This is a genomic window from Pontibacter lucknowensis (genome assembly GCF_900156415.1).
GTDB lineage: Bacteria > Bacteroidota > Bacteroidia > Cytophagales > Hymenobacteraceae > Pontibacter > Pontibacter lucknowensis.
This window is the reverse complement of sequence record NZ_FTNM01000001.1, coordinates 586,440-608,687: the sequence shown is the minus strand read 5'-3', so window position 1 is coordinate 608,687 and position 22,248 is coordinate 586,440. Positions and strand designations below refer to the sequence as shown.

19 protein-coding genes and 4 tRNA genes are annotated in these 22,248 nt (G+C 46.4%); 19 read left to right on the top strand and 4 right to left on the bottom strand.

The window, feature by feature from the left end; all coding sequences use genetic code 11:
• Positions 1-14 precede the first annotated feature (14 nt).
• Complete coding sequence (locus BW972_RS02725) at positions 15-1,556, bottom strand: glycosyltransferase family 2 protein (RefSeq protein WP_076420898.1); 1,542 nt, start codon at positions 1,554-1,556, stop codon at positions 15-17.
• 270 nt (positions 1,557-1,826) lie between these two features.
• On the opposite strand from BW972_RS02725, the gene BW972_RS02720 reads away from it, so the two are divergent.
• From BW972_RS02720 to nadD, 4 genes are read left to right on the top strand one after another with little or no spacing between them, the layout of a single operon-like run.
• Complete coding sequence (locus tag BW972_RS02720; protein ID WP_007653448.1) at positions 1,827-2,420, top strand: sigma-70 family RNA polymerase sigma factor; 594 nt, start codon at positions 1,827-1,829, stop codon at positions 2,418-2,420.
• Between the two features lie 25 nt (positions 2,421-2,445).
• Positions 2,446-2,727 (top strand): zf-HC2 domain-containing protein, encoded by a 282-nt coding sequence (locus tag BW972_RS02715; protein ID WP_007653447.1) that lies wholly within the window; start codon positions 2,446-2,448, stop codon positions 2,725-2,727.
• 6 nt (positions 2,728-2,733) lie between these two features.
• On the top strand, positions 2,734-3,318 hold the full coding sequence (gmk, locus tag BW972_RS02710) for a guanylate kinase (protein WP_007653446.1): 585 nt from the start codon (positions 2,734-2,736) through the stop codon (positions 3,316-3,318).
• Entirely contained in the window at positions 3,315-3,887 is a 573-nt protein-coding gene (nadD, locus tag BW972_RS02705) for a nicotinate (nicotinamide) nucleotide adenylyltransferase (protein WP_007653445.1), read from the top strand. Before gmk ends, nadD begins: the two co-directional genes overlap by 4 nt.
• 75 nt (positions 3,888-3,962) lie before the next feature.
• Here nadD and frr read toward each other — a convergent pair whose 3' ends face one another.
• The 3 genes from frr to BW972_RS02690 all read right to left on the bottom strand — a co-directional run bounded on the left by frr (position 3,963) and on the right by BW972_RS02690 (position 5,948).
• Entirely contained in the window at positions 3,963-4,526 is a 564-nt protein-coding gene (gene frr, locus BW972_RS02700; protein ID WP_076420896.1) for a ribosome recycling factor, read from the bottom strand.
• A gap of 53 nt (positions 4,527-4,579) precedes the next feature.
• Positions 4,580-5,365, bottom strand: coding sequence for a UMP kinase (pyrH, locus tag BW972_RS02695; RefSeq protein ID WP_007653646.1), 786 nt, complete (start codon positions 5,363-5,365; stop codon positions 4,580-4,582).
• Between the two features lie 85 nt (positions 5,366-5,450).
• Positions 5,451-5,948 carry an acyl-CoA carboxylase biotin carboxyl carrier protein subunit gene (locus BW972_RS02690; RefSeq protein WP_076420894.1) on the bottom strand — a complete coding sequence of 166 codons (498 nt, stop codon included), beginning with the start codon at positions 5,946-5,948 and terminating at the stop codon, positions 5,451-5,453.
• 87 nt (positions 5,949-6,035) lie between these two features.
• Between BW972_RS02690 and BW972_RS02685 the strand changes: the two genes are divergently transcribed.
• The 15 genes from BW972_RS02685 to BW972_RS02615 all read left to right on the top strand — a co-directional run bounded on the left by BW972_RS02685 (position 6,036) and on the right by BW972_RS02615 (position 22,247).
• Positions 6,036-8,588 carry a M1 family metallopeptidase gene (locus tag BW972_RS02685; protein ID WP_076420892.1) on the top strand — a complete coding sequence of 851 codons (2,553 nt, stop codon included), beginning with the start codon at positions 6,036-6,038 and terminating at the stop codon, positions 8,586-8,588.
• A 155-nt stretch (positions 8,589-8,743) separates the two neighbouring features.
• Positions 8,744-8,826: transfer RNA gene (locus tag BW972_RS02680), tRNA-Tyr, on the top strand.
• Between the two features lie 40 nt (positions 8,827-8,866).
• A tRNA-Gly gene (locus tag BW972_RS02675) sits at positions 8,867-8,939 on the top strand.
• A gap of 112 nt (positions 8,940-9,051) precedes the next feature.
• A tRNA-Thr gene (locus BW972_RS02670) sits at positions 9,052-9,123 on the top strand.
• Between the two features lie 69 nt (positions 9,124-9,192).
• Positions 9,193-10,380: an elongation factor Tu gene (tuf, locus tag BW972_RS02665; protein WP_076420890.1), complete on the top strand. Its 1,188-nt coding sequence runs from the start codon at positions 9,193-9,195 to the stop codon at positions 10,378-10,380.
• A gap of 108 nt (positions 10,381-10,488) precedes the next feature.
• A tRNA-Trp gene (locus BW972_RS02660) sits at positions 10,489-10,561 on the top strand.
• 28 nt (positions 10,562-10,589) lie between these two features.
• On the top strand, positions 10,590-10,781 hold the full coding sequence (secE, locus tag BW972_RS02655) for a preprotein translocase subunit SecE (RefSeq protein WP_007654324.1): 192 nt from the start codon (positions 10,590-10,592) through the stop codon (positions 10,779-10,781).
• 9 nt (positions 10,782-10,790) lie between these two features.
• Positions 10,791-11,348 (top strand): transcription termination/antitermination protein NusG, encoded by a 558-nt coding sequence (gene nusG, locus BW972_RS02650; RefSeq protein ID WP_007654323.1) that lies wholly within the window; start codon positions 10,791-10,793, stop codon positions 11,346-11,348.
• A 12-nt stretch (positions 11,349-11,360) separates the two neighbouring features.
• Complete coding sequence (rplK, locus tag BW972_RS02645; protein WP_007654322.1) at positions 11,361-11,804, top strand: 50S ribosomal protein L11; 444 nt, start codon at positions 11,361-11,363, stop codon at positions 11,802-11,804.
• Between the two features lie 16 nt (positions 11,805-11,820).
• Complete coding sequence (gene rplA, locus BW972_RS02640; RefSeq protein ID WP_007654321.1) at positions 11,821-12,513, top strand: 50S ribosomal protein L1; 693 nt, start codon at positions 11,821-11,823, stop codon at positions 12,511-12,513.
• Between the two features lie 4 nt (positions 12,514-12,517).
• Positions 12,518-13,042 (top strand): 50S ribosomal protein L10, encoded by a 525-nt coding sequence (gene rplJ / locus BW972_RS02635; RefSeq protein ID WP_007654320.1) that lies wholly within the window; start codon positions 12,518-12,520, stop codon positions 13,040-13,042.
• Between the two features lie 42 nt (positions 13,043-13,084).
• Positions 13,085-13,465, top strand: a complete 381-nt coding sequence (rplL, locus tag BW972_RS02630; RefSeq protein ID WP_007654319.1) for a 50S ribosomal protein L7/L12 — start codon at positions 13,085-13,087, stop codon at positions 13,463-13,465.
• A gap of 157 nt (positions 13,466-13,622) precedes the next feature.
• Positions 13,623-17,495, top strand: a complete 3,873-nt coding sequence (rpoB, locus tag BW972_RS02625; RefSeq protein WP_076420888.1) for a DNA-directed RNA polymerase subunit beta — start codon at positions 13,623-13,625, stop codon at positions 17,493-17,495.
• A 102-nt stretch (positions 17,496-17,597) separates the two neighbouring features.
• Positions 17,598-21,923, top strand: coding sequence for a DNA-directed RNA polymerase subunit beta' (gene rpoC, locus BW972_RS02620; protein WP_076420886.1), 4,326 nt, complete (start codon positions 17,598-17,600; stop codon positions 21,921-21,923).
• Positions 21,924-21,929: 6 nt separating this feature from the next.
• The gene (locus tag BW972_RS02615) at positions 21,930-22,247 is read left to right on the top strand and encodes a DUF3467 domain-containing protein (protein WP_076420884.1); all 318 of its coding nucleotides are present in this window, start codon (positions 21,930-21,932) and stop codon (positions 22,245-22,247) included.
• Position 22,248: the final 1 nt, after the last annotated feature.

Genomic DNA, 22,248 nt, shown 5'->3' with positions numbered 1-22,248 from the left:
AAGGGTATAGATACTTATTTTTTGTGAAAGTGCTTATCGATGCCGTTGGGGCAAAAGGTGCTTTTTTCAGAAATGGCTTTCTCAAGGAGTGCGTCATTAGCTGCCAGGCTTTGGCGGGAGTTCTCCTGATGATGTAAATGATAGGCTACACCGCCAAAAGCAAGGTTTTGCCGCTTCGTGCCGCTGTTTAGCAAGCGGATTGCAAACTCACTATCTTCTCGTCCCCAGCCTACAAAATCCTCATTGAATCCGTTGACGCGCACAATGTCTTCCATCCAGAAGCCCATATTGCAGCTCTTGATCGAAGCGATGCCGGCCTTGTCCTTGCTAAACAGCCTTGATAGAAAAGGCGAGTTAGTAGCATTGAACCGGTTTTTTATACCCGATGAAAGAGGCGAAATGGGAGAAGGACCGCGACTGAACAGCTTCTGGCTCAACTCTGGACTCAGGAGCACACGCTTTCCTTGCGTAAAATAACCTTTGCGGGCAGCACGACGATGGCCCTTTAAGAAGTCAGGATGCAGCACCATATCCCCATCAATGATCACCACATACTCACCGGTTGCCATTGCAATGGCTCTGTTGCGACTCTCTGCAGCTCTAAAACCCAGGTCTTCCTGCCAGCTATGCAGCACCGGTACCGGCGACTCTTTCGCTAGTTGCGCTACAAGAGCACGTGTGTCTTCGCGGGATCCGTCGTCGGCCACAATGATTTCGCGCGGGAGCTCGCTCTGCTGAAAAGCACTACGGAGGACTGTGCCTAGGGCTTCCTTCCAGTTATAGGTTGTTATGACCAGGCTGATGCCCAGGCGCTGGTTCTCTTCGTGCAGTTTCATGTATTTGTAAAAAGTGCCGTTGGCGTTCGAGAAGGAGATGGCCATACCTTCGTACCCATACAGAAACCCACGCTGCAGCACATAGTTCCTGAAAAGCGAGAAAGCCCACTTGAAATAACTGATGGCAGGAGAGGAGCGCTTCCGGAACCTTTTTTCTTTGGCGAAGAGTGTGGTATACTGGTCCATCTTGGCAATCAGCTGCGATATGCTGTTGAAGGAATAGTGATCCATGGTGCCACGCAGAGCCTGTACCTGTAAGCCATCTGTTATAATGTACTCGTGCACGGGCAGATCAGCAAAGCGGGTAGTGCCTTTGTGGTAAAGACGCAGTACATAGTCATTATCCCATCCACAGGCTTTGATATGCTTTTTGCCGTAAAAGTTATGGCGCAGGAAGCTGTATACCTTATGCGTATCGCGGAGGTCGAGCTGCAGAATTTCTTCTGTTAGCTGAGGTGAAAGCACTTCGTCGCTGTCAACGGAGAGGACCCATGGGTGAGAGGCGTGCTGCGCGGCCAGGTTCTTCAGCGGTCCAAATCCGATAAAGGTGTGCTGCACGATGCGTACATTCGGGTAGCGGGCCGCAATAGCCATTGTCTCGTCCGTAGAGCCATTATCCAGTACAATTATCTCAGGAAAGCGCTGCAAGGAATGCAGACAGCTGAAGAGATGCTGCTGGCTGTTTTTAGTCAGAATGGTAACCGATATTGGTTGGCTCATGTGTGGGAACTCCCTATGTGGTTGGAGTTGCAAAATTAAGCTTTAACACCTAAACCAGTGAAAAAAAAGCTCAGGAACTGCTGAAAGTTCTGAAAATCCGTATGTTTCTAATAAAGAAAGGAATAAGAGCGGCTTAAGAGCTGCCTGTCCTGCGCATACCAATGTGGCTCCCGTGCAACCCAAAGGCGCCTAGAAAGGTATGTAATTAAAATTTCTATATTTGCGTATAATTACGCGATGACGACTTTATAAATTACAAAATCAAGTCAAATGAGCGAGCAAACAGGTAAACAGTTGAGTAAAGAGGAAAAAGATGCCCGGTTCGAGGCGGAGCTACTGCCTGTGCTGGATCCTCTGTACAATTTTGCCTACAGGCTCACCCTCGATGAAGATGATGCCAATGACCTGGTACAGGAGACTTACCTGAAGGCATACCGCTTTTTCGATTACTTTGAACAAGGAACTAATGCAAAAGCCTGGCTGTTCCGAATCCTGAAGAACTCTTTCATTAATGAGTTCCGGAAAAAGAGCAAACAGCCTGCCAAGGTAGATTATAGTGAGGTCGAGGGGTACTACAATTCGGACGACGTAGAAGGCGAGGGCGGCGTGGCCTCCACCACCGACATGCGCACCGAAAGTGTACAGGACCTGATTGGCGACGAGGTGGCCAGTGCCCTGAACGCATTGCCAGTCGACTTCAGAACCGTGATCATTTTATGTGATCTCGAGGGCTTCACCTACGAGGAAATGGCTAAAATTCTGGATATACCTATAGGTACCGTGCGCTCCAGGCTGCACCGTGCCCGTAACTCTTTGAAAGAGAAGTTGGAAAAGTATGCGAAGAGCATGGGATATAACAGTTAGAATAACCTAAAGAGTTTGAGTTAAGATGGAATCGAAATTTACAGAAGCGCACCAGAAACTTTCTGAAGACGGGCATGAGTCGGAATGCGACAAGATTGCCAAGTTGTTGGACCTGATGATTGATGGAGAAGCCTCCACAGAAGAGCAGTCCTACTTTAATACTCACATCGAAGAGTGCGTTCCCTGCTTCGAAAGCCATCAAAAGCAAAAACTCCTCAAAGGGCTTGTAAGTGGTCATCTTAAGCGCGTAATTGTGCCGGAAAGCTTAGCTTTGTCCATTAAAGCCAGAATTCAAGAAACTGTATAACCTCTGATGCAAGGAAAGATTATCATTTTTTCGGCACCCTCCGGCGCCGGCAAAACTACTATTGTAAAGCACCTCTTGCAGGTAAACCCACTACTTGCCTTCTCTATTTCGGCCTGCACACGCGACAAGCGCGGCCGCACCGAAGAAAACGGAAAAGACTACTACTTCATAACACCGGAAGAATTTAAGCAGAAGATCGCTAAAGACGAATTTGTAGAGTGGGAAGAGGTATACGAAGGCGCCTTCTACGGCACTTTGAAATCTGAAATAGAACGTATCTGGGAAAGTGGCAAACACGTGATACTGGACGTGGATGTAAAAGGGGGACTGAGTATAAAGCATTTTTACAAAGAGAGAGCACTGGCGGTTTTCGTGAAGCCGCCTTCAATAGAGGAGTTGGCCAAGCGCCTGCAGGCCCGCAACACCGACTCTGCTTCCAGCATTTCGAGCCGTGTATTCAAAGCGGAGTTTGAGATGAAGTTTGAAGACCAGTTCGACAAGGTGATCGTAAACGACAATCTGGAAGAAGCCTGCTCTAAGGCAGAAAAACTGGTAAACGAGTTTCTGAACGCTGAACCGGCCATCGTATGAAAGTAGGGCTGCTGTTCGGCTCCTTTAACCCCATTCACATCGGGCACCTGATACTGGCTAATTTCATGGCCAATAACACAGACCTGGATACGGTTTGGCTGGTGGTGTCGCCACAGAACCCCTTCAAGCCCAGCAATACGCTGCTGCACGAGTTTGACCGGCTGCATATGGTATCATTGGCCGTGGCTGATAACCCAAGTCTAGGCGTTTCGAACATCGAGTTCAACATGCCCAAGCCGAGCTATACCATCGACACGCTTACCTACCTGCAGGAAAAGTACCCAAGCTACGAGTTTGTATTGATCATGGGGGAGGACAATCTGCCACTCTTCCCAAAATGGAAGAACTATGATCGTATACTGGAATATCACCGTGTATATGTATACCCGCGCTCTGGCTCTGTTACCACCGAATTGCCGGCTATGCCCAATGTGACTTTCATCAAGGCTCCTGTGCTGGATATATCGGCTACATTTATTCGGAAATGTATCAAGGAGGAAAAGTCGATCAAGTATATGGTGCCAGACGAGGTGGCAGAGTATATCAAGGTGCACAAGCTATACCTGTAAATAATGCACAGGCATATAAAAGGAGAAGCCCGCTGAATGCTCAGCGGGCTTCTCCTTTATAAAGGTATGAGATGCTTACACGGTCATGATCTCAGCTTCTTTCTTCGCAAGGAGCTCGTCCATTTTCACAATGTAGCTGTCTGTCATCTTCTGAACTTTAGCTTCCGCATCACGCACAGCATCTTCTGAGGTGCCTTCTTTCTGCAGTTTTCGCAGTGAGTCGTTCACATCTTTGCGAATGTTGCGAATCGCAATCTTGCCGTTTTCAGTCTCGTTCTTCACTTGCTTCACCAGGTCACGGCGACGCTCTTCCGTCAGTGGCGGAATGTTCAGACGGATGGAATCTGCTTCATGCTGCGGATTCAGGTTTAGGTCACTGTTTTTGATGGCTTTGCCAATTTCAGCAACCATGTTCTTCTCCCATGGCTTGATCAAGAGCGTGCGTGCGTCTGGGGTGGTAATACCAGCAACCTGAGAGATAGGAGTTGGAGTGCCATAATAATCTACGCGCAGATCCTCTACCATGGCAGGAGAGGCTTTGCCAGCTCTGATTTTAAGCAGCTCAGAGTTTGTATGCTGTACCGATTTTTGCATCGACTCCTCGGCTTCGCTGAGGTAAAACTGAATTTCTTCCGTCATATCAATTTTAGCTTAATAAGGTTCTTCTGTTATCTTATGTATACTGCAATTTATTAATTCTTGTCAGTTGAGCCTGCTCCTTCTGAAGCCTGGATATTATCGATGGCTTCTTCTATTGAGTCTGCCAGGTCTTCCATGCTTACAAGCGTGCCGATTTTCTCGCCCTGTACCAGTCGCTTCAGGTTGCCTCCGGTGTTCATGTCGAATACAATGATTGGCAAGCCGTTTTCCTTGCAGAGTGTAAAGGCAGTCATATCCATTACGTTCAGGCCTTTCTCGAACACGTCTTTGAATGAGATATTCGAGTAGAAAATTGCGTTCGGGTCCTTCTCTGGGTCAGCTGAGTATATGCCGTCTACACGGGTACCCTTCAATACAACGTCCGCTTCTATTTCGATGGCACGAAGGCTGGCGGCTGAGTCGGTTGTGAAGTAGGGATTGCCTGTGCCAGCTCCGAAAATAACGACACGTCCTTTTTCAAGGTGACGCACTGCACGGCGACGTATATAAGGCTCACATACCTGCTGGATATTAAGGCCAGAAAGTAAGCGGGTATAAACGCCTAGCTTTTCGAGCGCACTCTGCAAAGCCATGCTGTTGATGACAGTTGCCAGCATGCCCATGTAATCACCCTGTACGCGGTCAAGGCCCACCTGCTCAGCTTGCACACCTCTGAAGATGTTGCCTCCACCAATCACTACTGCTACCTCAACGCCAAGTGCGGCCACTTCTTTAATCTCCTGCGAGTACTGCATCAGCCTGTCAGAGTCAATGCCGTACTGCTGTTCTCCCATTAGCGCTTCGCCGCTTAACTTCAGCAATATTCTTTTATACTTCACGGTCGTTTTATAGTAATGTTAACATTTATGGTGCTCATGTCGCGGCAAGGCAGTACGTGCTGCCCATCCGGCAACACAAAAAAAATTAAAATTGAATCAGGATCTGATTTTTCTCCACGTTCTGCTTCACGGCTACCTTTATTTCCTTCACCACGCCGTCTCCAGGAGATTTGAGGATGTTCTCCATCTTCATCGCCTCCAATATCATGATAGGGTCGCCTTTCTTCACTTCCTGCCCGGGCTGTACTTTTATTTCAAGTATCAAGCCAGGCATAGGTGCCTTCACATCGTTCACTTTCTGGGCGTTGGCGTTGCTCATACCTAATTTGTCAAGCAGCAGGTCAAAGCGGTCTTTCGCGCTCACGGTCTGCTTGATGCCATTTATCTTAAAAGTGAATGTTTTGGCCTGATAGTCAGCTTCTACCAACTCTGCGGTATACGACTTATCGTCTTTTATGATATGATATCTGTTAGGGCCAAGGGGAGAAATGTCCCAGTTGAAAGGTGATCCATTAAGGAGAATAGCGTCTTTTTGAATATCAACCTGCCATGTCTTGTCGTTAGCGGTTTTTATCTGGAGCATCTTTGTAAATCAGGTTTTGGAAGCTTAAAGATAATTGATTTATCAGAGTATTTTTAGAAATTGAGCTCAAAATTAAAACATTCCATCATGAATCATAGGTTTCTGAGCATAGTTGGCCTTGCTGCCGCTATGGCTTTTACAGGCGGCTGCAGCGTGAACAAACAAACGAAGGCGACTCCCGCGGTTGAGCCAGTAACAGGTAAACCGGCTGTAGAAGTTGCCGAGCCTCCTGTCTGGGCCCCAAAGAACCATGCCTTCAACCCCTCCAAAACACGGGTGCACGACTTGCTGCATACCAAACTGCGCGTGAGTTTTGACTGGGATAAGCAATATCTGCATGGCATCGCAGAGCTTACCCTCAAGCCTTATTTCTATCCCCAGAATAAGCTTGTATTAGATGCCAAAGGTTTTGATATCCACAGCGTGAACCTAATGAATGGTTTTGACGCGAAGGAGCTTCAGTATATCTACGATGGAATGAAGCTGACAATTGACCTGGACAAAACGTATACCCGAAACGACAAGTATCTCATTGAGATAGATTATACGGCTAAGCCAAATGAACTGGCAGTAGGTGGCAGTGATGCGATCACCGAAGACAAAGGACTCTACTTCATCAACCCGAAAGGGGAGGAGCCAAACAAGCCACGCCAAATCTGGACCCAGGGCGAAACCGAAGCGAACTCTGCCTGGTTCCCGACAATCGACTCGCCAAACGAGCGCATGACGCAGGAGCTATACATTACCGTGGATCAGCAGTTCACCACACTCTCCAACGGCACCTTCGTCTACTCACGCAAAAACCCGAATGGCACCAAGACCGACTACTGGAAAATGGAGCAGGCTCACGCGCCATACCTGACCATGATGGCCATTGGGGAGTATGCCGTAGTAAAAGACAAGTGGCGTGACCTGGAGGTGAACTACTATGTGGAGCCGGCTTATGAGAAAACTGCGAAGAAGATATTTGGTAATACGCCCGAAATGCTTGAGTTCTTCTCAAAAAAACTAGGCGTGGATTACCCCTGGTCGAAATACTCGCAGGTGGTCGTGCGCGACTTTGTGTCAGGAGCTATGGAAAACACGTCGGCCTCTACTTTCATGGAAGATCTGCAACTGAATGAGCGGGAGCTTCTCGATAAAAACTGGGATGGCATCATTGCGCACGAACTGTTCCACCAGTGGTTCGGTAACTACGTGACCACAGAATCCTGGGCTAACCTGCCGCTTAACGAGGCGTTCGCCAACTATTCTGAATACCTGTGGACAGAGCACAAGTACGGTGCTGATGAAGCCGCCTTCCATCACCTGGACGAATTGGGGCAGTACCTTGATGAATCCGAAAGTAAGCGCGAACCGCTGATTCGCTATCGCTATGCGGATCGGGAAGACATGTTCGACAGTCACTCCTATGCCAAGGGCGGCCGTGTGCTGCACATGCTACGCAAATATGTTGGGGACGAAGCCTTCTTCTCTTCACTTAACCGCTACCTCACACAGAACAAATTCTCAGATGTAGAAGTGGCTGAATTGCGCATGGCCTTTGAAGATACTACTGGCGAAGACTTAATGTGGTTCTTTGATCAGTGGTTCCTGCGAGCCGGTCATCCGGAGCTTAAAGTTAGCCATACTTATCAGAACGGTGCGCTTGCGCTTCAGGTATGGCAGCAACAGGATACAATATACCAGCCAGTGTATAGGTTGCCGCTGAAAGTAGCAGTTTGGGAAAATGGCAAGAAAGCAGAACATAGTATCGAGATCACAAAAGCAAACCAGGTGTTTAACCTGCCTGTGGATGCAGAGCCGCAACTTGTGCTGTTTGACAGCGAGCAGCAGCTACTTGGTACTGTAGAGCATGCGAAGACAGCCGAAGAATTGGAGTTTCAGTTTAACAATGCAGGCGGGTTGGCTGCAAAACTTGCGGCATTGGAAGAGTTGGAGAAGGAGTTAAGCCAGCAGGAAATGGTAAGCCTGTTACAGGGCGTTTTGAAAGACGAATTCTGGGCTGTGCGAAACCTGGCTTTAGATGTAGCGGGACGATTGCCAGCTAAGCAGACAGAAACGCTGGAGCCAATTGTGAAGCGAATAGCTGAAAGCGATGCAAAGGGTGAAGTAAGAGCAGGTGCGATCATGCTGCTTTCTGAATGGGGCGATGATGAGTATAGTGAGCTATATAAGAAAGCAATGGAAGATGACTCCTACAAAGTGGCAGCCGCAGGTATACTGGGCTATGCTATGACAGAGGCACCTGACATCAACCAACGCCTGGCTAGTTTTGAAAAGGAGACAAATGAGGAAATCGTGCTGGCGCTGGCTTCATACTATGCAGTGAAAGGAGGAGCGAAAAAGTATGATTGGTTTATGAAGCAGATGAAAAATGCCAAAGGAGCAGGCCTTTATTATCTGTTGCAGAGCTACGGCGCATTTATGGCGGTAAACCCGGAAGCCTATACCCCCGAGGCGATTGGTATGCTGGCAGAATTAGCACAGGAGCATCGACTGTATTACGTACGCATGGCTGCCTTTCAAACACTTATGGTGCATTCAGAGCGTCCCGAGATAGTAGAGTTGCTTAAAGAAATAAGAGCGAATGAGCAAGATAAAAGGCTTCTGGAACTGTACAATCAGGTTGCGTTGTAGAGCACCCAGAAAAAAAAAGTGAATAATTTTTTAGAGAATATTTGACTGGAAAGAAAAAGCGCTTAATTTTGCATCTCCTTAGAACGAACAGCGGACTGAAAAACAGTTTTGAAGTGCTAAGGAAAGGCTGAATAAGTCAGCCAGGTTGAATATTAGGGGAGATTCCAGAGCGGCCAAATGGGACGGACTGTAACTCCGTTGTAGTGATACTTCGCAGGTTCGAATCCTGCTCTCCCCACAATTAAGACCACGCTATTTAATGGTTTGCTTCATTAAAAGCGGGAGTAGCTCAGTTGGTAGAGCGATAGCCTTCCAAGCTATAGGCCGCGAGTTCGACCCTCGTCTCCCGCTCAATAAGCAAACGGCGTGCTGCTTATCAATTATGGGTTGCTTTGTAAGGAATTTCATGAAGATGGATTTCCTTTTTAGTATAAACTCATTTTTAAGATAAGTGATGGCAAAAGCCGACGTAGCTCAGGGGTAGAGTACTTCCTTGGTAAGGAAGGGGTCGTGGGTTCAATTCCCATCGTTGGCTCAAAGTCCGTTACGTGTATAATTAACGCAACATACTTAAACGTTTTAACCTTAATTTAATTATCATACAATGGCTAAAGAAACATTTGACCGTTCCAAACCGCACGTAAACATCGGTACTATCGGTCACGTTGACCACGGCAAAACAACTTTGACTGCTGCCATTACTACAGTTTTGGCTAAGAAAGGTCTTGCTGCACTTCGCGACTTCTCTTCTATTGATAACGCTCCGGAAGAAAAAGAAAGAGGTATTACAATCAATACTTCTCACGTAGAATACGCAACTGAGAACCGTCACTATGCTCACGTTGACTGCCCAGGTCACGCTGACTACGTGAAGAACATGGTTACTGGTGCTGCTCAGATGGACGGTGCTATCCTTGTGGTTGCTGCAACTGATGGTCCAATGCCACAGACTCGTGAGCACATCCTTCTTGCTCGTCAGGTAGGTGTACCTCAGCTGGTAGTATTCATGAACAAAGTTGACATGGTGGACGATCCAGAGCTTCTTGAGCTTGTTGAGATGGAAATCCGTGAGCTTCTTTCTTTCTATGATTTCGACGGCGACAACATTCCAGTTATCCAGGGTTCTGCTCTTGGTGGCTTGAACGGCGACGAGAAGTGGGTGAAGACAATCGAAGAATTGATGGCTGCAGTTGATAGCTATATTCCGATTCCAGCTCGTTTGACTGACCTTCCATTCCTGATGCCAGTTGAGGACGTGTTCTCAATCACTGGTCGTGGTACTGTAGCTACAGGCCGTATCGAGCGTGGTGTGATCAACTCTGGTGAGGCAGTTGAAATCCTGGGTATGGGTGCTGAGAACCTTAAGTCAGTAGTAACTGGTGTTGAGATGTTCCGTAAGATCCTTGACCGTGGTGAAGCTGGTGACAACGTAGGTCTATTGCTTCGTGGTATTGAAAAATCTGATATCCGTCGTGGTATGGTTATCTGTAAGCCAGGTTCTGTGAAGCCTCACACGAAGTTCAAGGCTGAGGTTTACGTTCTTTCTAAAGAAGAAGGTGGACGTCACACGCCGTTCTTCAACAAGTACCGTCCACAGTTCTACTTCAGAACGACAGACGTTACTGGTGAGATCATGCTGCCAGAAGGCGTAGAAATGGTTATGCCTGGTGATAACATCACTATCGAGGTGAACCTGATCAACGCAGTAGCAATGGAGAAAGGTCTGCGTTTCGCTATCCGTGAGGGTGGTAGAACAGTAGGTGCCGGTCAGGTAACTGAAATCCTTGACTAATAATATATAAAACTGACCCGTTTCTGGAATCTTTTTCGGAAACGGGTTTGTTTTTAATATTCTTTTAAATAAATTTGCACTCCAATTAAAATTGGTGTGCATTTTTTTACGGGTGTAGCTCAATTGGTAGAGTAGTGGTCTCCAAAACCATTGGCTGGGAGTTCGAGTCTCTCCACCCGTGCAATTTAAATCCTATTAAAGCGAAGGCGATGAGCAAAGTAAAAGGCTACATAGACGAGACAGTGGAGGAAATGAAAAACAAAGTTTCATGGCCTGCATATTCTGACCTGCAGAATAGCTCTGTATTGGTGTTGATCGGGTCTTTAATATTTGCTCTGGTAGTTGGAGCTATGGATTTCGTTTTTGATTCGTCGCTGTCTTGGTTTTACAACCAATTTTAATTTGAGTCTATGGCTGATTTAAAATGGTATGTGGTTCGCGCTGTAAGCGGACAGGAGAAAAAGGCAAAGGCGTATCTGGAGAACGAAGTAGTAAGACAGAATCTTGGAGAGTACGTTCCTCAGGTTCTCATACCAGCCGAGAAGGTGTATGAGATGCGTGGTGGAAAGAAGAAGATCAGAGAGAGAAATTTCTTTCCGGGATATGTACTGGTACAAGCTGATCTTTCACATGGAGAAGCTGAACACATTATCATCAGCACACCAGGCGTTATCGGCTTCCTTGGGTCAAACGAAGGCGGTCAGAATAAAAAGCCGGTTCCGCTTAGGCAGTCTGAAGTAAACAGAATCCTGGGTACTGTTGACGAAGCTGAAGAACAGGCAGAAGTATTGGATACTCCATTCTTAGTTGGAGAAATGGTGAAAGTGATGGACGGTCCTTTCAGTGGATTCTCAGGTACTGTGGAGGAAGTGTTCGAAGAACGTAAGAAGCTTAACGTTATGGTAAAGATATTCGGCCGTAACACACCAGTTGAGCTGAATTACATGCAGGTAGAAAAAGAATCGTAGTAAATACAAATAATGGCAAAGGAAATAAAAGGTTACCTGAAACTTCAGGTAAAGGGAGGTGCCGCGAACCCATCGCCACCGATTGGACCTGCACTTGGTTCTAAAGGTCTTAACATCATGGAGTTCTGTAAGCAGTTCAATGCTAGAACCCAGGATAAGCCAGGACAAGTGTTACCAGTGTTGATTACAATATACGCAGATAAGTCCTTCGACTTCGTTATTAAGACGCCTCCTGCTCCGGTATTGTTAATGGATGCTGCTAAGATTAAGGGTGGTTCTAAAGAGCCAAACCGTAACAAAGTAGGTTCAGTTACATGGGATCAGGTAAGAGAGATTGCAGAGCTGAAAATGCCTGACTTAAATGCTTTCAAACTGGAAGCCGCCATGAAAATGGTAGCTGGTACAGCTAGAAGCATGGGTATTACAGTGTCTGGAAACGCTCCGTGGAACGAATAATTAGAGTTAAAGGATAATGGCGAAGATTTCAAAGAACAGGAAAGCAGCCTTAGAAAAGGCTGACCTGACAAAAGAGTATTCTTTAACAGATGCGGCTTCAGTAGTAAAAGATATCACTTTTACCAAGTTTGATGCCTCTGTTGATATTGATGTACGCTTAGGCGTTGACCCTCGCAAAGCCGACCAGATGGTTCGTGGTATTGTTACCCTTCCACATGGCACAGGTAAAGACGTAAAAGTACTGGCATTGGTAACACCTGACAAAGAGCAGGAAGCCAAAGATGCAGGCGCTGACTTCGTAGGTCTGGATGACTATATCCAAAAGATTGAAAAAGGCTGGACAGATGTAGACGTGATCATCACGATGCCAGCTGTAATGGCTAAAGTAGGTCGTTTAGGTAGAATCTTAGGTCCTCGTAACCTGATGCCAAACCCTAAATCTGGTACAGTTACACAAGACGTAGCTAAAGCAGTAAAAGAAGTTAAAGCAGGTAAGATTGACTTTAAAGTTGACAAGTATGGTATCATCCATACAAGTGTAGGCAAAGTTTCTTTCTCACCAGAGCAGTTAGCTGCTAACGCTGCAGAAGTGATTGCTACACTGAACCGCCTGAAGCCATCTTCAGCAAAGGGTACTTACATTAAGAGCATAACATTGTCTAGCACAATGAGCCCGGCCGTAATCGTTGACAAGAACGCAACTATCTAAGAACATGACCAGGGAAGAAAAAGAGATAATTGTTAAAGACCTGAGCGAGAAGTTAGCGAACACTAACTATTTCTATATCACAGATGCATCTACTATGACTGTAGCGAGCATCAACCAGTTCAGGAGATTAGCCTTCGAAAGAGGGTTGGAGTACAAAGTTTACAAAAACACTTTCATTAAGAAAGCATTAGATACCTTAGAGGCAGACACCACTAATCTGGAAGCTATCCTGAAAGGATCATCTGGTATCTTGTTTTCTACTGAATCAGGCAATGCTCCTGGTAAGCTTCTGAAAGACTTCAGAAAGAAAGGTAACGCACTTCCATTATTGAAGGGTGCCTATATTGATGGCGGTATCTACATTGGCGAAAACCAACTGGATACACTTGCCAGCATCAAGTCTAAGCATGAGCTTATCGGTGATATCATCGGCTTGCTTCAGTCTCCAGCTAAGAATGTTGTTTCTGCTCTTCAGAGCAGCGGCGGCAAACTAGCCGGTATCCTGAAAACCCTATCTGAAAAAGAATAATTTTAAAAACGTAATCAATAAGTAACTTTTAATTTCAATAAAATGGCAGATTTGAAAGCATTCGCTGAGCAGTTAGTAAACTTAACTGTGAAAGAGGTTAATGAACTAGCTACAATTCTTAAGGATGAGTATGGTATCGAGCCAGCTGCTGCTGCTCCAGTTATGATGGCTGGTGGTGGTGCTGCTGAAGGAGGAGCTGCTGCAGAAGAGAAAACTTCTTTTGACGTAATCCTTAAGTCAGCTGGTGCATCTAAGCTTGCAGTTGTTAAGCTTGTAAAAGAATTGACTGGTCTTGGCCTGAAAGAAGCTAAAGAACTGGTAGACGGCGCTCCTAAGCCTTTGAAAGAAGGTGTGGATAAGAACGAAGCTGAATCACTGAAGAAGTCTTTGGAAGAAGCTGGCGCTGAAGTAGAGGTTAAATAATCTCACTTACCAACATACCGAGAACAGGTAGACCTGGCAGTTTAGTCAGGTCTTTTCCTGTTTGTATACGGATTCAAATTTGAATCCTTTTTTTGCCCATGGCTATACGAATGGCTGTGTGCTGGAATCATATTGTAAACGTTAAAATTCCAAGGCTTTGGCTAAGAATAAAACGACAGAGCGAATCAATTTTGCCTCTATAAATCCGGTAATTGACTATCCTGACTTCTTAGATGTTCAGCTACAGTCATTCCAGGACTTCTTCCAGCTGGAGACTCCTGCTGAAAATAGAGCACAGGAAGGTTTGTTCAAGGTGTTCGCTGAGAACTTTCCGATTTCCGATTCACGAGAAAACTTTGTACTAGAGTTTATCGACTACCATATCGACCCGCCAAAATACTCAGTAGATGAGTGTATTGACCGTGGTCTAACTTATTCGGTTCCGCTAAAGGCCAAGCTTCGTCTCATCTGTAACGATGAGGACAATGAAGACTTTGAGACAATCGAGCAGGAAGTGTTCTTGGGTAATATCCCATACATGACCGAGAAAGGCTCATTTGTTATCAACGGTGCTGAACGTGTTATTGTATCTCAACTTCACAGATCTCCGGGTGTGTTCTTTGCTCAAAGCAAGCACACAAACGGTACAAAACTTTATTCTGCCAGAATTATTCCTTTCAAAGGATCTTGGGTTGAGTTTGCAACAGACGTAAACAACGTCATGTATGCCTACATTGACCGTAAGAAGAAATTTCCGGTAACAACGCTCTTGCGTGCTATTGGTTATGGTACAGATAAAGATATCCTTGACCTGTTCGGTCTTTCTGAAGAGTTGCCTGCTACAAAGACAAATCTGAAGAATGCGATCGGCAGAAAGTTGGCTGCACGTGTGTTACGCACATGGACAGAAGACTTTGTGGATGAGGATACAGGTGAAGTAGTATCAATTGATCGTAACGAAGTACTTCTTGAGCGTGATTCAGAAATTACGCAAGACGATATCGACGTTATTCTGGATTCTGGTACCAAGTCTATCATTCTTCACCGTGAAAACGTGAACATTGCGGACTATGCCATTATCTACAATACGCTTCAGAAGGATAATTCAAACTCTGAGAAAGAAGCAGTAGAGCAGATTTATCGTCAGCTTCGTAATACAGAGGCGCCAGACGAAGAAACTGCGCGTGACATTATCCAGAAGCTGTTCTTCTCTGACAAGCGTTACGATCTTGGTGAAGTTGGCCGCTACAGAATCAATAAGAAGCTCGGTCTGGATACAAACTGGGACGCAAAAGTGCTTACAAATGAGGACATCGTTCTTATTGTAAAGTATCTGATCGGTCTGATCAACTCCAAGGCTGTAGTAGATGATATAGACCACTTGAGCAACCGCCGTGTAAGAACGGTAGGCGAGCAGCTATATGCGCAGTTTGGCGTTGGTCTTGCCCGTATGGCAAGAACAATCAAAGAGCGTATGAACGTGCGTGACAACGAGGACTTCAAGCCTGTTGATTTGATCAACGCGCGTACGCTGTCTTCTGTGATCAACTCGTTCTTCGGAACTAACCAGCTATCTCAGTTTATGGACCAGACTAACCCACTGGCAGAAGTGACGCACAAGCGTCGTGTATCTGCATTGGGACCAGGTGGTCTATCCAGAGAGCGTGCAGGTTTCGAAGTACGTGACGTTCACTACACGCACTACGGTCGTCTGTGTACAATTGAAACTCCGGAAGGTCCGAACATTGGTCTGATTTCATCACTATGCGTGCATGCTCGAGTAAACCACATGGGCTTTATCGAGACGCCTTACCGCAAGGTAAACGAAGGTATAGTAGAGATGGATGGATCGGTTGAATACCTGACAGCAGAAGAGGAAGATACTCACCACATCGCGCAGGCTAATGCCATTATCGATGACAGTGGTAACTTCATCAATGATAGAGTAAAAGGTAGATTCGAAGGTGACTTCCCTGTGGAAGAACCTAAGACCTATACCTATATGGACGTTGCGCCGAACCAAATTGTATCGGTAGCGGCATCATTGATTCCATTCCTGGAGCACGATGACGCCAACCGTGCCCTGATGGGTTCAAACATGCAACGCCAGGCGGTTCCACTTTTGAAAGCAGAAGCACCAATCGTAGGTACTGGTCTGGAAAGAAGAGCGGCTATTGACTCAAGAGCACTGGTAATCGCTGAAGGTGATGGTGTAATTGACTTCGTAGACGCTAATAAGATTGTTGTAAAATACGATCTGACAGAAGAAGAGAAGTTGGTTGCCTTTGATGCAGAGTATGTAACATACAACCTGATTAAGTTCAGAAGAACGAACCAGGATACCTGTATCAATTTAACGCCGATTGTTTACACTGGACAGCGTGTAACCAAAGGTCAGCCGCTGTGCGAGGGTTATGCTACTAATAATGGTGAACTCGCAATCGGTCGTAACATGCAAGTGGCGTTCATGCCTTGGCAAGGTTACAATTTCGAGGATGCTATTGTTATCTCTGAAAAAGTAGTAAGAGATGATATCTTCACTTCTATCCACATCGAGGAATTCGAGCTTGAAGTTCGTGAGACCAAGCGTGGTGAAGAAGAACTTACTTCTGAGATTCCGAACGTGAGCGAGGAAGCCGTGAAGAACCTGGACGAGAACGGTATTATCCGTATCGGTGCTGAGGTTCGTGAAGGTGATATCCTGATCGGTAAGATTACACCAAAAGGTGAGACTGACCCGACACCGGAAGAAAAACTTCTACGTGCCATCTTTGGTGACAAAGCCGGTGATGTGAAGGATGCATCGCTTAAGGCGCCGCCATCACTGAACGGTGTAGTAATTGAGACAAAACTTTTCTCAAGACCTAAGAAAGACAAAAACCTGCGGGCTAAGTCTAAGAAAGAGGTTGAAGAGCTTAAAGTTAAATACTCGAAGGATCTGAACGCCATTAAGAATGTGATGGTTGATAAACTGGTGGCTCTGCTGGAAGGCAAGACATCGCAGGGTATCAAGCACAAGTTCGGCGATGAAATCCTGACGAAAGGAGTTAAGTTCTCTCGCAAGAACATCATTGAAGCATTGTTCCCAGAAAAGAACCCATATAAGGACGAAAGTAACTATGCGGTTCCGGAAGAGGTGAACATGTTTAAGGATCTGATTCTGGAGAACTGGACTGCCGACGAGAAGACCAACAGCATGCTGGTGGAGCTTGTGAAGAACTATAACAAGCGCCGCAACATCACTTCTGCGCACTTCAAGCGTGAGCGATTCACACTGGAGGTAGGAGATGAGTTGCCAGCAGGTATCGTGCAGTTAGCCAAGGTATACATTGCGAAGAAGCGTAAGCTGAAAGTGGGTGACAAGATGGCTGGTCGTCACGGTAACAAAGGTGTGGTTGCCCGTATTGTGCGTGAGGAAGATATGCCGTTCCTGGAAACAGGTGAACCAATGGATATCGTGCTAAACCCATTGGGTGTACCTTCAAGGATGAACATCGGTCAGATTTATGAAACCGTGCTTGGATGGGCCGGCAAGAAGTTGGGTAGAACTTATGCTACTCCGATCTTCGACGGTGCTACAGAAGAGCAGGTACAGTCTGAATTAAGAGAAGCTGGATTGCCTAGCTTCGGCCGTACATACCTGTACGATGGTCTGTCAGGTGATCGTTTCGATCAGCCGGTAACAGTAGGTGTGATTTACATGCTTAAACTGGGCCACTTGGTTGACGATAAGATGCACGCACGTTCTATCGGACCATACTCACTTATTACGCAGCAGCCATTGGGCGGTAAAGCTCAGTTCGGTGGGCAGCGTTTCGGTGAGATGGAGGTGTGGGCTCTCGAGGCATTCGGTGCTTCGAACGTACTGCAGGAAATACTTACAGTGAAATCTGACGATGTGATCGGCCGTGCGAAAGCTTATGAAGCAATCGTGAAAGGCGATGTGTTGCCGAAGCCAAATATCCCTGAATCATTCAATGTATTGATTCACGAGTTAAGAGGTCTGGCACTCGAGATCACCTTAGAATAGTAAAGTATAAGCTAAGCGTCCTGGCAAAAGTCAGGGCGCTTAGCGCACTTTATACAGATTCGCTGTAAGGCATATTCATTGTATCGACATTATTGTAATAATATGGCATTTGCAAAAAACAAAAAGCTAACTCAGGACTTCTCCAAAGTAACGATAAGCCTGGCCTCTCCAGAGTCGATTCTGGAAAGATCAAATGGCGAGGTTACAAAGCCTGAGACAATCAACTATAGAACCTATAAGCCTGAGATGGGTGGTCTATTCTGCGAAAGAATATTCGGACCTGTAAAGGACTGGGAATGCCACTGCGGAAAATATAAGAGAATCAGATATAAAGGCATCATCTGCGACCGTTGCGGTGTGGAGGTTACTGAGAAGAAAGTGCGCCGTGAGCGCATGGGCCACATCGAACTGGTAGTTCCTGTAGCGCACATCTGGTACTTCAAATCTCTTCCGAACAAAATCGGTTATCTGTTAGGCTTACCTACCAAGAAGCTTGACCAGATCATCTACTATGAAAGATATGTAGTAATCCAGCCAGGTATTTTGGCAGAAGACGGTGTGAACACACTGGACTTCCTGACCGAAGACGAGTACCTGGATATGATTGACAAGCTCCCACGCGAGAACCAAATGTTGGATAACAACGATCCAAACAAGTTCATCGCGAAGATGGGTGCTGAAGCATTGCAGATGCTGTTGGAGCGTACGAACCTGGACGACTTGTCCTACGAGCTTCGTCACGCTGCCGCTCATGAGACGTCGCAGCAGCGTAAGGCTGAGGCCTTGAAGCGTCTTCGTGTAGTGGAAGCATTCCGTGATGCTACAACAAGAATCGAAAACCGACCAGAGTGGATGATCATCCGCATGGTTCCTGTTATTCCACCAGAGCTTCGCCCACTTGTTCCGTTGGATGGTGGCCGTTTCGCTACGTCTGACTTGAACGACCTTTACCGTCGTGTTATTATCCGTAACAACCGTCTGAAGCGTCTGATTGAAATCAAAGCTCCTGAAGTAATCCTTCGTAACGAGAAGCGAATGCTGCAGGAAGCGGTTGACTCCCTGTTCGACAACTCACGTAAAGTGAACGCTGTTCGTGCAGAGGGCAACCGTGCGCTGAAGTCACTCTCTGACATGCTGAAAGGTAAGCAGGGACGTTTCCGTCAGAACTTGCTTGGTAAGCGTGTTGACTACTCTGGCCGTTCGGTAATTGTAGTTGGTCCAGAACTGAAGCTGCACGAGTGCGGTCTGCCTAAGAACATGGCAGCTGAGCTTTTCAAGCCGTTCATCATCCGCAAGCTGATCGAAAGAGGCATTGTTAAGACTGTAAAGTCAGCCAAGAAAATTGTAGACCGTAAGGACCCTGTTGTTTGGGACATCCTGGAGAACGTGCTGAAAGGCCATCCAGTACTCCTTAACCGCGCTCCTACGCTCCACAGATTAGGTATACAGGCATTCCAGCCGAAACTGATCGAAGGAAAGGCGATCCAGCTGCACCCATTAGTGTGTACGGCATTTAACGCCGACTTTGACGGTGACCAGATGGCCGTGCACGTTCCACTTGGACCTGCTGCTGTTTTGGAAGCTTCAATGCTGATGCTTGCTTCGCATAACATCCTGAACCCTGCTAACGGTGCGCCAATTGCGGTACCTTCTCAGGACATGGTACTTGGTTTGTACTATGTATCAAAAGGAAAGCGTAGCACAGAAAACGAACATATACCTGGTGAAGGCATGAGCTTCTACTCTGCGGAGGAAGTAATTATTGCCATCAACGAAGGTCGTCTGTCTAAGCAGGCTTATATTAAAGTAAGAACCAAGGTTAAGAACGAGAAAGGCGAACTCGAGACAAAACTGATCGAGACAGTTGCCGGTCGCGTGATCTTCAACCAGTTTGTTCCGGAAGAAGTTGGATACATCGACGAGCTGTTAACGAAGAAAAAACTTCAGCAGATCATCTCTCGCGTGTTCAAGGAAACAGGTATGGCTCGTACAGCCCACTTCCTGGATGATATCAAGACACTAGGTTTCCAGTCTGCTTACAAAGGAGGGCTTTCAATGGGTCTGGGCGATATCCAGATTCCAGCAGAGAAAGATATCCTGGTAGCACAGGCCAAGAAAGATGTAGACGCTGTATGGCAGAACTACTCCATGGGTCTGATCACTGACAACGAGCGTTACAACCAGGTAATTGATATTTGGACTCGTATCAACAACCAGATTACTGAAACGTTGATGCGCCGTCTGGAGAATGACGACCAGGGCTTCAACTCGATCTTCATGATGATGCACTCAGGTGCTCGTGGTTCGAGAGAGCAGATTCGTCAGCTGGGTGGTATGCGTGGTCTGATGGCGAAACCTCAGAAATCATTGCAAGGCTCAGTAGGTGAGATTATCGAGAACCCGATCCTTTCTAACTTTAAGGAAGGTCTGGATGTAATCGAGTACTTCATCTCTACACACGGTGCCCGTAAAGGTCTTGCTGATACTGCCCTTAAAACTGCGGATGCTGGTTACCTTACACGTCGTCTGGTAGACGTGTCACAGGACGTTATTGTGAACGAAGAAGACTGCGGTACACTGAGAGGTCTGGAAGTGAGTGCACTGAAGGATAACGAAGATATTGTGGAGTCGCTTTCTGAGCGTATCCTGGGCCGTGTAACTGTACACGATGTCTATGATCCGATTACAAACGAACTGATTGTAGAGTCAGGCTCAGAAGTAACAGAGGAAGTAGCACGTGCTATAGAGAACACTGCGATCGAGACAGTAGAGATTCGGTCTGTACTGACTTGCGAATCCAAGCGCGGTATCTGTGCTAAGTGCTACGGCCGTAACTTGGCAACAGGCTTTATGGTGCAGAAAGGTGAGGCTGTTGGTGTAATCGCCGCACAGTCAATCGGTGAGCCTGGTACACAGTTGACACTTCGTACATTCCACGTAGGTGGTACAGCATCAAACATTGCAGTAGATGCTATGATCCGTGCGAAGTTCGCTGGTAAAATCGAATTTGAAGATGTTCGTACGATCGAAACCATCAACAATGAAGGTGAGCCAGTGAAAGTAGTAATGGGTCGTTCAGGAGAGGTTAAGATCGTTGATCCGGCAACTGGTAAACTGTTAATCAGCAACCACGTGCCTTACGGTTCATTCATCACCGTGAATGATGGGCAGCTTGTAGAAAAAGGTGACCAACTGTGTATGTGGGATCCATATAACGCAGTAATCCTTTCTGAGTTTGACGGTGAGATTGCTTACGAGTCAATCATAGAAGGTATAACTTACCGAGAGGAATCGGACGAACAGACAGGATACCGTGAGAAGGTGATTATCGATACGAAAGATAAAACCCAGAACCCGGCTATCATTGTGAATCCGAAGAGTGGAGAGTCGAAAGGCTATAACATTCCAGTAGGAGCTCACTTGACAGTTGAGAACGGTGAGAAAATTAAAGCTGGTCAGATCCTGGTGAAAATCCCGCGTGCAATTGGTAAAACACGCGATATTACAGGTGGTCTTCCACGAGTGACTGAACTATTCGAGGCGCGTAACCCTTCTAACCCGGCGGTTGTATCTGAGATTGATGGTGTGGTAACATATGGTAGCGTGAAGCGAGGTAACCGCGAAATCTTCATTGAGTCGAAAGACGGAGTGAAGAAGAAGTACATGGTGCCGCTTTCTAAGCACATCCTGGTACAGGACAATGACTTTGTTCGTGCAGGTATGCCACTTTCAGATGGAGCTATTACACCAACAGACATTCTGAATATTCAAGGGCCGGGTGCAGTACAAGAGTACCTGGTAAATGAGATTCAGGAAGTATACCGCTTGCAGGGTGTGAAGATCAACGATAAGCACATTGAGGTAGTAGTTCGCCAGATGATGCAAAAAGTTGTGATCATCGACGCAGGTGATACAAGCTTCTTGGAACACCAGGTGGTTGACAAGATCAACTTCATGGAAGAAAACGACCGCATTATCGACATGAAAGTGGTAGAGGAAGCAGGTGACTCAACTAACCTGAAGCCAGGCCAGATCGTGACAGCTAGAAGACTGCGTGACGAAAACTCTAGTTTGAAACGTCGTGACTTGAAACTGGTGACTGTACGTGATGCATCTCCAGCAGTTTCGCGTCCAACCTTGCAAGGTATTACACAAGCTTCATTGGGTACACAAAGCTTTATTTCAGCAGCGTCGTTCCAGGAAACTACGAAAGTACTGAGCGAAGCAGCGATCAAAGGTAAAGCCGATGAACTGTTAGGTCTTAAGGAAAACGTGATCGTAGGTCACCTGATCCCGGCTGGTACAGGTCTGCGCGATTACCAAAACTTAATTGTTGGAAGCCAGGAAGAATACGATTCATTGGTAGAATCAAAGAAGTCTGGAGTTGGAAGCCGCGCCAAGCAGCAGGAACTACAGAACAATAGATAAGCAGGTATGGCAGAGGAACTGAAAAATCAAAATCAAATAAACATTGAGTTATCTGAAGAGATAGCAGAGGGGGAATATGCCAACCTGGCAATGATAGCCCATTCAAGTGGCGAGTTTGTGATTGATTTTATAAGACTGATGCCAGGATTGCCTAAAGCAAAAGTGAAATCAAGAATAGTTATCACGCCAGAGCATGCCAAAAGATTATTGGCGGCTCTGGCCGATAACATTCAAAAGTTCGAAAGCAGCTTTGGGGAAATTAAACCGGCAAATGAAGCACCATCTTTCCCAATGAACTTTGGAGGAACAGTAGGCGAAGCCTAAT

Excerpts from the sequence above, each read along its gene's own strand:
- BW972_RS02725 (WP_076420898.1), bottom strand. The coding sequence starts at position 1,556 with ATGAGCCAACCAATATCGGTTACCATTCTGACTAAAAACAGCCAGCAG.
- BW972_RS02720 (WP_007653448.1), top strand. The coding sequence starts at position 1,827 with ATGAGCGAGCAAACAGGTAAACAGTTGAGTAAAGAGGAAAAAGATGCC.
- BW972_RS02715 (WP_007653447.1), top strand. The coding sequence starts at position 2,446 with ATGGAATCGAAATTTACAGAAGCGCACCAGAAACTTTCTGAAGACGGG.
- gmk (WP_007653446.1), top strand. The coding sequence starts at position 2,734 with ATGCAAGGAAAGATTATCATTTTTTCGGCACCCTCCGGCGCCGGCAAA.
- nadD (WP_007653445.1), top strand. The coding sequence starts at position 3,315 with ATGAAAGTAGGGCTGCTGTTCGGCTCCTTTAACCCCATTCACATCGGG.
- frr (WP_076420896.1), bottom strand. The coding sequence starts at position 4,526 with ATGACGGAAGAAATTCAGTTTTACCTCAGCGAAGCCGAGGAGTCGATG.
- BW972_RS02690 (WP_076420894.1), bottom strand. The coding sequence starts at position 5,948 with ATGCTCCAGATAAAAACCGCTAACGACAAGACATGGCAGGTTGATATT.
- BW972_RS02685 (WP_076420892.1), top strand. The coding sequence starts at position 6,036 with ATGAATCATAGGTTTCTGAGCATAGTTGGCCTTGCTGCCGCTATGGCT.
- tuf (WP_076420890.1), top strand. The coding sequence starts at position 9,193 with ATGGCTAAAGAAACATTTGACCGTTCCAAACCGCACGTAAACATCGGT.
- secE (WP_007654324.1), top strand. The coding sequence starts at position 10,590 with ATGAGCAAAGTAAAAGGCTACATAGACGAGACAGTGGAGGAAATGAAA.
- nusG (WP_007654323.1), top strand. The coding sequence starts at position 10,791 with ATGGCTGATTTAAAATGGTATGTGGTTCGCGCTGTAAGCGGACAGGAG.
- rplK (WP_007654322.1), top strand. The coding sequence starts at position 11,361 with ATGGCAAAGGAAATAAAAGGTTACCTGAAACTTCAGGTAAAGGGAGGT.
- rplA (WP_007654321.1), top strand. The coding sequence starts at position 11,821 with ATGGCGAAGATTTCAAAGAACAGGAAAGCAGCCTTAGAAAAGGCTGAC.
- rplJ (WP_007654320.1), top strand. The coding sequence starts at position 12,518 with ATGACCAGGGAAGAAAAAGAGATAATTGTTAAAGACCTGAGCGAGAAG.
- rplL (WP_007654319.1), top strand. The coding sequence starts at position 13,085 with ATGGCAGATTTGAAAGCATTCGCTGAGCAGTTAGTAAACTTAACTGTG.
- rpoC (WP_076420886.1), top strand. The coding sequence starts at position 17,598 with ATGGCATTTGCAAAAAACAAAAAGCTAACTCAGGACTTCTCCAAAGTA.
- BW972_RS02615 (WP_076420884.1), top strand. The coding sequence starts at position 21,930 with ATGGCAGAGGAACTGAAAAATCAAAATCAAATAAACATTGAGTTATCT.